The sequence below is a fragment of the Microbacterium sp. ZW T5_45 genome (assembly GCF_044987415.1).
In the GTDB taxonomy this organism is placed as follows: Bacteria; Actinomycetota; Actinomycetes; order Actinomycetales; family Microbacteriaceae; genus Microbacterium.
In genome coordinates this window covers 63,932-71,408 of the sequence record NZ_JBJDRJ010000019.1, presented here as the reverse complement: position 1 = coordinate 71,408, position 7,477 = coordinate 63,932, and the positions used below count along the sequence as shown (strand labels likewise).

Here is a 7,477-nt window from a genome sequence, read left to right as displayed (position 1 = left end):
CTTCTGCCGACTCAAGCAATGGCGAGGCCTGGCAACGCGATACGACAAACTCGCCATCGTCTACCGAGCCGCCGTCGTCCTCAACGCCGTCATCGCCTGGCTACACCATTTAGGAGACACGCCCTAGTGCTCTTCGCAGTAGTACCAGTCGTCGCACGGCAGAAGCGGTGACACCGGCACCACACCCTCGGGAACCTCGAGCGTCTGATCGGCCTGCGAGATCGTCATGATCAGCACGCCCTCGCTCGTCATGACCGTGCGGAACGCATCGCACTGCCGGTCGTAGGGCGGCTGCTCGTAGTCCCACGCGCGATAGTGCTCGGGCGAGATGCTCGCGCGCAGCTTCCTGAGGTTCTCGTTGTCGGGGAACCAATCGTCACGGAGGTCAGGCGGCTGGACCAGCTGCACCGACGACACCTGCGCCGACACGACGGTCGGGTTCGAGAACATCGGCAGGCGCGGCCCCTGCACCCGCAGGTCGAATGTCACCCCGGCGAGCATCCGCACGGTCCGCGACGGGTCGGCGGTGCAGGCGACCTCATCGTCCGCTGTGAACGACCCGCAGTCGGTACCGATGCGGGGGAAGAGATCCGGACCCCCGCGGTAGCGGTGGTCACGCTCCGAGCCGCTCGTGAGCGTGCACGACGTCTGCGTCTCGATCGGGAAGAGCCGGTGCGTGAACGGGACCGCGACGAGCACGATCACGACGAGGACGAGCGCGATGATCGCCCAGCGACGGATGCTCCGCCGCCGCTCTCCGCGCGTCCCGCCCCCGTCGCTCACTCTCCGATCCTCGCAGGTCAGCGCCTCGCGATGCCGTCGAGTTCACGTGCACTCGGCGAGCGCACGGGGAATCTGCGTCAGGATGCCGTGCACTCGACGACAACCCGTGCACTCACAGAGCCCACGGGACGTGGACGTCAAGAACCCGTGCACTCGCAGACACAGCGACCCGGGCGAAGCAGAAGCCTCACGCCACCCGGTGGTCGTCGCTGCGGAGCCACTCGTCGAACGTGATCTCACCCTGTCGAGCATCCGGTCCTCCCCGCAGCGCGCCGGAGGCGAGGCCCGTGCCGTACGCCCCCGGCAGCTTCACGTCGAGCACGCGGCGACGGATGCCGTCGAAGGCGAGCTGCCGCCGCGTGACATCCGCGAGCGTCTCGTCCCGCGGACCCACGATGTCCTGCGCCCGTCCGACCGGGCCGTCCTCGACCACCCGCACCAGATGCGCGCCGACCTCGCGGGCGGCGACCGGGCGCATGAGCGTCCGCGGCGCGACCGCGAAGGGTCCGCCGATCTGCGAGAGCACCTGCCCCGCGAACTCGTGGAACTGCGCCGCGCGCACGATCGTGAACGGCACCGATCCCGCCGCGACCGCGCGCTCCTGCGCGAGCTTCGCCGCGTAGTACGCCGTGTCGATGCCGTCGATGCCCACGATCGACAGTGCGACGTGATGGCCGACACCCGCCTCCTGCTCTGCGGCCAGCAGGTTCCGGGTGCCGGTCTCGAAGAACCGCCGCGCCTTCTTCTCGGACAGCGTCATGATGCTCGTGACGTCGATCACGGCATCCGCTCCGGCCAGCGCACCTGCCAGACCCGCGCCCGTGAGCACGTCGACACCGCTCCCCCGCGACAGCACGACCGCCTCGTGCCCCGCGGCGCGCGCCGCCTCGACGGCATGGCGTCCTACGGTTCCGGTTCCTCCTGCGACGGCGATCCTCATGGCGTCCTCTCCTCAGCGGTGAACGAAGTGATGCGCGATCGGCACCCTTCATCTGAGTCGACGATGCTGCACGCCGGGATGTGAGGTCGGTAGTCTGCGAGAGATGTCAGAAGAAGCCGGCCTGCTCGACGTCCTCCCGGAACGCCGACGCCTCACCGCGCTCGCCTACCGCATGACGGGCACGCTCGCCGATGCCGAAGACGTGGTGCAGGAGGCGTTCGTGCGCTGGTATCGGATGACGGATGCCGAGCGCGACGGCATCCTGAACCCCGCAGCCTGGCTGACGACGGTGGCCAGTCGGATCTCGCTCGACCTGTTGACCTCCGCCCGCCGCCGGCGCGAGCAGTACGTCGGCCAGTGGCTGCCCGAGCCGGTGCCGCTCGAGCTGTTCGTCGGCGGCGAGCGCATCGCCCCGGCATCCGTCGAACTCGATGATCCGCTCGATCGGGTCGCGCTCGACGACTCGGTCTCGACCGCGTTGCTCGTCGTGCTCGAGTCGATGACACCCGCCGAGCGGGTGGCTTTCGTGCTGCACGACATCTTCGACGTGCCGTTCATCGAGATCGGCGAGATCCTCGGTCGATCATCGGCGGCCGTCCGGCAGCTGGCGACCTCGGCGAGGCGGCACGTGCGCGAGAACCGCACCACCGTCGTGCCGCGCGCGGAGCACGACCGGGTGGTTCGCGCCTTCCAGCGCGCGAGCACGACGGGCACGGTCGACGAGCTGCTGCGCGTGCTGGCGCCGGACGTCGACCTGCACAGCGACGGCGGTGGCGTCGTGCGCGCGGCGAGGAACGTCGTCAGCGGAGCCGATCATGTCGCACGTTTCCTGCTCGGCATCGCCGCGAAACGCCCCCACATGTCGGCCGAGGAGATCGAGACCGGCGACGGACTCGCCTTCCTGTTCCACGAGCACGACGAGGTCGTCTCGGTGATGAACTTCGGCGTCAGCGACGGGCTCGTCGATCGGGTCTGGATCGTGCTCAATCCGGCCAAGCTGTCGCACTGGCGAGGTGCCTCGGGCGCGCGGTGAGCGTGCCGTAGTCTCACTGCATGTCATCCGCCCGGGCGCCCCGTTCCGCCGTACGCGACGCCGACCGCTGGTTCCGCGAACAGGGTCTGCCGACGTTCGTGCCGCTGCGTCGCTGGTTCACCGATCTGCCCAGGCGCGTCGCGCCGCTCGTCACGTGGGTGGCTCTGGCGGGCTTCCTGCTCGGCGACGGCATCGATGAAGTGACGGATGCGCTGGTCCCGCTGATCGACGACGACCTGATCATCGTCGCGGTGGTCGCGTTGATCCTGATCATCTCGGCGGCCTTCGCCTGGGGCGGCTACCTGATCGTGCGATGGATGCTGCGTCGACTGCCGGTGGGCATCGGTACGGCCGTCGCCTCGGTGGTGATCGTCGCCTGCGCGGCCGCGCTCATGGTCGGTGGCTACCTGACCCAGCCTCGCGCCACCGTCGGACCCGTGTTCGAGACGCTGTTCGTGATCGCACTGTGCTGCCTCGTCACCGGCATGGGCGGCGGCTCCCTGATCTCCTGGGCGTCGCGACTGGCCGTGCGCAACGCCTCGGCGATCGGGCACATGGCATCGATCGCACTGCCCGTGATCCTCATGCTCGTGGTCTTCGCGTTCTTCTCCGCCGAGGTGTGGCAGATGGCGTCGGCGCTGCACTGGGGATCGATCGCCCTGGTGGGTCTGGTCGTCGCCGTGCTCGCCGGCATCGTGGTGCTGAGGGTGAGCGCGTCCGAGATCGACGACGAGGCGCAGACGCCGACCGATGAGCAGCGGCGAGCGCTGCTCATCGGCACTCCGGCGGAGCATCGCGCCACGGCATCCGTTCATCGTCTGCCGCTGCGCGCCCCGCAGCGGATGAACATCCTGCTCGCGCTGACGTTCGCTCAGCTTCTGCAGGCGGTGTTCTTCGCGGCCCTGCTGGGTGCGCTGCTCATCGTGATCGGCAGCATCGCGATCCCGGTCGGGGTCGTCGAGTTGTGGGTCGGCCCGGGGTCGGCATCGCAGCCATTGGCCGTCGAACAGCTGGTGATCGGCTCGGCGACCTTGCCGATCACGGTCAACCTGCTCAAGGCCGCGACCCTGCTGTCGCTCATCGCGACGTTGCCGTTCGTGTTCTCGGCGGTGAGCGAGGCGCGATATCGCGAGCGCTTCTTCGACCCGATCATGGCCGACATGCGTCAGGCGATCGTCGTGCGCGAGGCGCTGGGCGGCAAGCCGCGGCGGTGATGCGGCGGGGGCCGTGCGTTCCGCGAGTGCACGGGTTGCTGTCGAGTGCATGGCATCTTGACGTGAATGTCCCGTGCGCTCGCCGAGTGCACGTGAAGTCGACGGCAGTTCGAGTCGGCATCGTGCCCGCGCGCCCACGGCTCCGCGTCCTGCTAACGTCAGCGTTGCGCTTGCCCGAGCGCGGATGCAGGAGACCCGAGTGCACATCAGGGATGCCGCGATCGCCGATCTTGAAGCGATCACCGCGATTCACAACCATGCCGTCGTGCACACCACGGCGATCTGGCACGAGGAGCCGGTCGACGTCGACAGCAGGGCCGTCTGGCTGGCCGAGCGCTCGCGCGAGGGATTCCCGGTGATCGTCGCGACCGATGACGACGACGCTGTACTCGGCTACGCCTCGTTCGGACACTGGCGTGCCTACAGCGGTTATCGCCACACGGTCGAGCACTCGGTGTACGTGCGCGACGGCGAGCGCGGCCGCGGGCTCGGACGGATGCTGATGACCGCTCTCATCGAGCGCGCCCGCGCGCAGGACGTGCACGTCATGGTCGCCGCGATCGAGAGCGGGAACACCGGGTCGATCGCCCTGCACGAGAGGTTCGGCTTCGTCGAGGTCGGTCGTCTGCCGCAGGTCGGGGCGAAGTTCGGACGCTGGCTCGACCTCACCCTGCTGCAGCTGACGCTCGACGAGCGCCCGGTTCCGGGGCTCTCGTGAACGCCCTGCAGTGGCTCGTCGACGCCTTCAACTCGTACTGGACGCTCCCCGGCGGGCAGACGCTGCTCGTGCGCGAGGTCGTCGGCAACGCGTTCGGGCTCGCGAGCGCGATCGGCGGCATGCGGCGCAAGATCTGGGCGTGGCCGGTCGGCATCGTCGGCAACGTGCTGCTGCTCACCGTGTTCCTCGGATCGATCCTGGGCTCGGATCAGACGCCGCACCTGCTCGGCCAGGCCGGACGGCAGATCATGTTCATCGCGGTGGTGGTCTACGGCTGGGTGCGGTGGCGACAGGCCTCGGGCGGGCGGGTGAGCCCGACCTGGGCGCCGTGGAGTGCACGCATCGGCCTCGTGCTGGTGCTCGTGATCGGCACGATCGCGCTGACGCCCCTGTTCCGGGCGCTCGGCTCATGGGAGCCGGTGTGGGCGGATGCCTGGACGTTCGTCGGCTCGCTGCTGGCGACCTACGGCATGGCGAAGGGCTGGACGGAGTTCTGGCTCATCTGGATCGCCGTCGATGTGGTCGGTGTGCCGCTGCTCTTCAGCTCGGGAAACTACGCCACGGCGCTCATGTACCTGTTCTACGGGCTGTTCACCGCGGCGGGCTTCGTCGTCTGGTGGCGCGCACAGCGCACCCCGATAGAGCCGGCGCCGCTCGCGCAGACCGGGATCATCGCTGTCGTGCGGGATGAGGATCACCGCGGCTGAGCATCCGCCCTAACGGCATCCGTTCTCCCCCGCACTCGGGCGGAGTTCGCACGCTCGGGAGGAGAAATCCCCCAGGAACCTCAGCCCGAGTGCGAGATCTCCTCCCGACGCGTCGCCGCAGGCGCCGTCAGACGGCGAGCGTGCGCGGTCCGAGCGCCGAGAGCAGCTGCAGCTTGTCGTGGCTCTCGGTCCCCGGGATCGCCGTGTACACCAGCAGCGCCTGCGACTGCTCGGGGTCGATGAGACTCTGGCACGTCAGGTCCAGTTCACCGAGCTGCGGATGCCGGAACCGCTTGACCTCGTTCGGACGGATGCCGACCTCGTGCAGCTCCCACAGGGCACGGAATTCCGCGCTGCGCACGAGCAGGTCCTCCGCGAACCGGGCCGCACGCGAATCGGGCCCTCGCCGAGCCGCGACCTCGCGGAGCCCCGACACCCACAGCCGCGAGAGGAACGGGTGGTCGGCCTCGGCGTAGAGCTCTCGCGACCGAGGGTCGGAGAACCAGCGATATCCGATGCTCCGCTCGGGTCCGCGGATCGACGCCGTGTCGCCGGTGAGAGCCACCCCGAGCGGAGTCTGTCGCAGGGTCTCGCCGAGCTCGGTGACGATCTCGGCAGGAGTGTCGTGCAGACGATCGAGGATGCGCAGCATCCCGGGACTGATGTGCTCGTGAGAGCCGCCGCGCACGGGCGGCTGGTGCCCTGCGAGCCGGAACAGATGGTCGCGCTCGGCCACCGTGAGATGCAGTCCCTGCGCGATCGCGGCCAGCATCTGCTCGGAGGGCAGCGGGCCGTCGCCGCGCTCCAGGCGCGCGTAGTAGTCGACCGACATGTGGCTGAGGGCGGCGACCTCTTCGCGGCGCAGCCCCTCGGTGCGTCGGCGCGCCCCGCGTACGAGCCCGACGTCCTCGGGCTGCAGGCTGTCGCGCCTCGTCCGGAGGAACCCGGCGAGGGCCTCTCTGTCGCTCGTCATCCGCGCCCCTCTCGTCGCTCTGATCCTGCCATCGCGGTGATCCCGCATCCACTGCATGGCATGTCCTGGATACGGGTCGCGCCGGCACGGCAGGCTGGTCGCGACACGAAGGAGCACCCATGACCCGCTCGAACATCGACATCGAGATCCCGTCCCTCTCCGGCATCCGCGCCGTGGTCACGGGAGGCAGCGACGGCATCGGCCTGCGCATCGCGACCCGTCTCGCTCGCGCCGGCGCCGAACTCGTGCTGCCGGTGCGCAACCCGGCCAAGGGCGCCGCCGCCATCGACACCATCCACAGCGCGGCCCCGGCCGCCGCAGTGCGCACGCTCCCCCTCGACCTGTCGTCACTCGAATCCGTCGCGGCGTTCGGCGACGCGATGCGCAGCGACGGTGCGCCCCTGCACCTGCTCGTCAACAACGCCGGCGTCATGACCCCGCCGGAGCGACAGACCACGAGAGACGGCTTCGAGGTGCAGCTCGGCACGAACCATCTCGGACACGTCGCCCTCGTCGCGCACCTGCTCCCGCTGCTGCGTGAGGGGCGAGCGCGCGTGACGTCGCAGGTGAGCGTGGCGGCCAGCCGCGGAGTCGTGAACTGGGACGACCCGAACTGGGAGCGCAGCTACGACGGCATGCGCGCGTATCGGCACTCGAAGATCCTGTTCGGCCTGTTCGCGCTCGAGCTCGATCGCCGCAGCGAGAAGCACGGCTGGGGGATCTCCAGCAACCTCTCGCATCCAGGAGTCGCGCCGACGAGCCTGCTATCGGCAAGGCCCGAGCTCGGGCGTGCGCAGGACACGCTGGGCGTGCGGATGATCCGCTGGGCATCCGCACGCAGGCTGCTCGTCGGCACGCCCGAGACCGCCGCCCTCCCCGCGCTGCTCGCAGCCACGACACCCGATGCCGGGCGGCGCCAGTTCGGTCCGAGCGGGCCTGGGCGCGTGGGCGGCGCCCCGGCGGAGCAGTCGCTGTACCGCCCGCTGCGCAGTGAAGCGGATGCCGCGCGGGCATGGGACCTGTCGGCACGGCTCGCCGGAGTCGACTTCCCGGGGTGACCTCACACCCACGGAACCTGCGGCGTCGAACTCTGTGGAGGCGCGAGATCC

General features: G+C 69.6%; 8 protein-coding genes and 1 pseudogene. 6 read left to right on the top strand and 3 right to left on the bottom strand.

Annotated elements, in window-relative coordinates; translation table 11 throughout:
• Positions 1–127: pseudogene (locus ACI3KS_RS11485) on the top strand (IS5/IS1182 family transposase); the annotation flags it as partial.
• On the opposite strand, the gene ACI3KS_RS11480 reads toward ACI3KS_RS11485, so the two are convergent.
• Both ACI3KS_RS11480 and ACI3KS_RS11475 read right to left on the bottom strand, forming a co-directional pair.
• On the bottom strand, positions 124–783 hold the full coding sequence (locus ACI3KS_RS11480) for a hypothetical protein (RefSeq protein ID WP_404918362.1): 660 nt from the start codon (positions 781–783) through the stop codon (positions 124–126). The pseudogene ACI3KS_RS11485 and the gene ACI3KS_RS11480 sit on opposite strands and share 4 nt — an antisense overlap.
• A 187-nt stretch (positions 784–970) precedes the next feature.
• Complete coding sequence (locus ACI3KS_RS11475) at positions 971–1,723, bottom strand: SDR family oxidoreductase (RefSeq protein WP_404918361.1); 753 nt, start codon at positions 1,721–1,723, stop codon at positions 971–973.
• 103 nt (positions 1,724–1,826) lie between these two features.
• Here ACI3KS_RS11475 and sigJ point away from each other — a divergent pair, with 103 nt between their 5' ends.
• The 4 genes from sigJ (at position 1,827) to pnuC (ending at position 5,395) form a co-directional block, all read left to right on the top strand.
• Positions 1,827–2,756 carry an RNA polymerase sigma factor SigJ gene (gene sigJ, locus ACI3KS_RS11470; RefSeq protein WP_404918359.1) on the top strand — a complete coding sequence of 310 codons (930 nt, stop codon included), beginning with the start codon at positions 1,827–1,829 and terminating at the stop codon, positions 2,754–2,756.
• A gap of 20 nt (positions 2,757–2,776) precedes the next feature.
• On the top strand, positions 2,777–3,970 hold the full coding sequence (locus ACI3KS_RS11465; protein ID WP_404918357.1) for a hypothetical protein: 1,194 nt from the start codon (positions 2,777–2,779) through the stop codon (positions 3,968–3,970).
• Between the two features lie 199 nt (positions 3,971–4,169).
• Positions 4,170–4,688, top strand: a complete 519-nt coding sequence (locus ACI3KS_RS11460; protein WP_404918355.1) for a GNAT family N-acetyltransferase — start codon at positions 4,170–4,172, stop codon at positions 4,686–4,688.
• On the top strand, positions 4,685–5,395 hold the full coding sequence (gene pnuC / locus ACI3KS_RS11455; RefSeq protein ID WP_404918353.1) for a nicotinamide riboside transporter PnuC: 711 nt from the start codon (positions 4,685–4,687) through the stop codon (positions 5,393–5,395). Before ACI3KS_RS11460 ends, pnuC begins: the two co-directional genes overlap by 4 nt.
• Before the next feature lie 127 nt (positions 5,396–5,522).
• On the opposite strand, the gene ACI3KS_RS11450 is transcribed toward pnuC, so the two are convergent.
• Entirely contained in the window at positions 5,523–6,368 is an 846-nt protein-coding gene (locus ACI3KS_RS11450; RefSeq protein ID WP_404918351.1) for a helix-turn-helix transcriptional regulator, read from the bottom strand.
• Between the two features lie 119 nt (positions 6,369–6,487).
• On the opposite strand from ACI3KS_RS11450, the gene ACI3KS_RS11445 reads away from it, so the two are divergent.
• Entirely contained in the window at positions 6,488–7,426 is a 939-nt protein-coding gene (locus ACI3KS_RS11445; RefSeq protein WP_404918349.1) for an SDR family oxidoreductase, read from the top strand.
• The last annotated feature ends 51 nt before the right edge of the window (positions 7,427–7,477 follow it).